Source organism: Mycobacterium sp. (assembly GCF_032162105.1).
GTDB lineage: Bacteria > Actinomycetota > Actinomycetes > Mycobacteriales > Mycobacteriaceae > Mycobacterium.
Genome location: NZ_JAVRPS010000433.1, coordinates 1 through 2851 on the forward strand (window position 1 = coordinate 1; position 2851 = coordinate 2851).

General features: G+C 69.4%; 2 protein-coding genes and 2 pseudogenes. 1 reads left to right on the plus strand and 3 read right to left on the minus strand.

All coding sequences use genetic code 11. The features are described 5' to 3' along the window. Positions 1–279, plus strand: a pseudogene (locus QOC69_RS22070) (SDR family oxidoreductase); the annotation flags it as partial. 12 nt (positions 280–291) lie between these two features. On the opposite strand, the gene QOC69_RS22075 reads toward QOC69_RS22070, so the two are convergent. The 3 genes and pseudogenes from QOC69_RS22075 to QOC69_RS22085 form a co-directional block, all read right to left on the minus strand. Then, positions 292–1452, minus strand: a complete 1161-nt coding sequence (locus tag QOC69_RS22075; RefSeq protein WP_526443559.1) for an AAA family ATPase — start codon at positions 1450–1452, stop codon at positions 292–294. A gap of 10 nt (positions 1453–1462) precedes the next feature. Continuing rightward, positions 1463–2563, minus strand: coding sequence for a DNA polymerase IV (locus QOC69_RS22080; RefSeq protein ID WP_526443561.1), 1101 nt, complete (start codon positions 2561–2563; stop codon positions 1463–1465). Further along, positions 2551–2851, minus strand: a pseudogene (locus QOC69_RS22085) (TetR/AcrR family transcriptional regulator); the annotation flags it as partial. The pseudogene QOC69_RS22085 and the gene QOC69_RS22080, both read right to left, overlap by 13 nt.

Genomic DNA, 2851 nt, shown 5'->3' on the forward strand with positions numbered 1-2851 from the left:
ACTCCGTTGGTACAGACGGTCGAGATCGCGGGCGTCGATCGCGAGCACCCGCAGGTGCGCAAGTGGGTCGATCGATTCAGCGGCCACGCCGTCTCGCCGGAACTGGTGGCCGACAAGATCCTTCGCGGTGTCGTGCGCAACCGCTACCTCGTCTACACCTCCAACGACATCCGCGCGCTGTACGCGTTCAAGCGGCTCGCGTGGTGGCCGTACAGCGTTGCGATGCGACGGGTGAACGTCATCTTCACCCGCGCCCTGCGGCCGACCAAGACCGGTTGATCCCCAGCACGCTCAACGCTTGCCCCAGTCCCACGGCGGCGCGGTCAGCGTGGTCTGTCCGGTGATCCGGGTCTCGCCCCACTCCTTGTAGAGCTCGATCTCGACTGAGTCATCGGTGTCGAGGTGCCGTCGCATGGCCGCCGAGTGCGTCACCACCACGACCTGAGTACCTCGGGCGGCCGATCGGATCATCCCCGCCAACGGTGCCACCAGATCGGGGTGCAGCGAGGTCTCTGGTTCGTTGAGCACCATGAGAGACGGCGGCCGGGGGCTCAGCAAGGCAGCGCCCCACAGCAGGAATCGCAGTGTGCCGTCGGATAATTCGGCTGCCCGCAACGGTCGCAACATGCCCCGCTGATGGAGCTGAAGCTCGAAGAGGCCGTCGTGCACCGCCACCGAGACGCTCGCCCCGTCGAAGGCGTCGGCGACGGCGCGGGGCAGATCGTCGAAGCCGGCCTCGACGATGGTCTGAACGGCAGCAGCCAGATCGCCGCCGTCGTCGGACAGCACCGGGGTGCGGGTGCCGACCTGGGGCCGGCGCGACGGTGCAGCGGCGTCCACCCGGAAGCCGTCGTAGAACCGCCAGCCGCGCAAGCGATCCCGGACCGCGGCCAGCTCCGGCAGTGCCTCGGGGTGCGCGTACTCGGCGAGCACGCTGCGGTACGTCGGCAGCGATCGGGTCAGCTCGTCGAAGCCGCGGCCCGATTCCGCTGCGGCCTCGGCGTAGTCGCGGCCCCGGCGCACCAGTGTCGAGGCGGGCCGCAGCCGCGGACCGGTGAACACCGCCTCGCGCTTGATCTCCGGATCCCTGGCGAACAACGAACCGTGGCCGGCGCTCTGCGGCAGCCCGAGGTCGATCACGTAGCCGAAGTCATCCGAGGCGAAGCCGAGTTCGAGCGACACCGGCCGGGTGCGCGTGGTGCCCTGCACCGTGCCGGTGCGGCGTGCGCCGCCGAGCTGCTCGGGGCCCGCCCACAGCACCGACTCCAGCCCGCCCTCGCGTGCCAGCGAGCCGATCACCTCGCCGCGGCCGCAGTCGGCGAGCAGCCGCAGCGCCCGGTACACCGACGACTTGCCGGTGCCGTTGGCTCCGGTGACGACGGTGAGGCCGGCCAGCGGGACGACGGCCTCGCGCAGTGAGCGGTAGCCCCGGACCGCGACGGTGGTCAGCATGGGCTCGACGCTATGCGTCGGTGGTGACAACCGGCGCGGTCGGCTGCGGCATGGCCAGCTCGAGCCGGACACCGAGGAGCCGCACCGGGCGGTCGAGTTCGAATTGATCGAAGACCGCGAGCGCGGTGTCGACGATCACCGACTCGTCGGTACTCGGGGCAGGGAGCTTGCGGATCTTGGTGCGCGTGAAGAACGTCTTGGTGCGCACCGTGACCGCGACGCGGGTGACGATGCGGCCCTGCTCGAGGACTTCGGTCAGCGTCCGTCGCGCCAACTCGCCGATGGCCGAGTCCATTTCGGTGCGTTCGGTGAGATCCTCCGGGAAGGTGATGACGTGGCTGCGCGAGCGCGGCACCCATGGCTCGGCGCTCACTTCCGCGTCGCCGCCACCCTTGGCCAGCAGCAGGATCCACAGGCCCGTCGTCGGCCCGAACGTCGCGGTGAGCAGAGTCGGGTCAGTGGCGGCGAGGTCGACGACGGTCGTAATGCCCAGTCCGGCAAGCCGTTTGGCGGTCTTGGGACCGACGCCCCAGAGCGCATCGACCCCGCGGTCGCCCATCACCGGCATCCAGTTCTCGTCGGAGAGTGCGAAGACGCCCTGGGCTTCATCTGCTCCTCGCGTGCGCGAAGGCTTGCCGAAACCGGTGGCCACCTTGGCCCGCTGCTTGTTGTCGCTGATGCCCACCGAACACGACAGGCCCGTCTCGGCGGCGACGACCGTGCGGATGCGTTCGGCCAGCTCCAGCGGGTCGGCCACGTCAGCGCCCAGGTAGGCCTCGTCCCAGCCCCACACCTCCAGCGGGTGGCCAAGGTCGCGCAGCAGTCCCATCACCTGCTCGGACGCCTCGTCGTAGGCATCCGGATCGGACGGCAGGAAGGTGGCGTCCGGGCAGCGGCGGGCGGCCGTGCGCAGCGGCATGCCGGCATGCACGCCGAACTCCCGCGCCTCGTATGAGGCACAGGTGACGACCTTGCGCGGCTCGGCCGGATCGCCGTTGCCGCCGACGATCACCGGAAGTCCGACCAGTTCGGGGTGGCGGCGAAGTTCGACCGAGGCCAGGAACTGATCGAGGTCGACGTGCAGGATCCAGCGGTTGGCTACCTGCCGCACAGCTTGCGTGCCAGGCTCTCCCACTTGTCTCCCAGGGTTTCGATGGTTTGTTTTCGGTCGACGAGCTGATGATGGACGTAATCGGCATCCAGCAGGGCGAGCAGGGCGTCGGCCTGGGCGTCGAGATCCCCGGTCGTCTTGGCTGCCTCGAGGAGGATGCGCACGTGCGTATGCAGAACCATCGCCGGAGCGCCGTACCGCATATGTGGATCGCGCGCCGCGTCCGAGAGCAGGGCCCGATGAGTGTTGACGAAACGGAGCCGCTCGCGTCCGAAGGCGAGCAGCCGT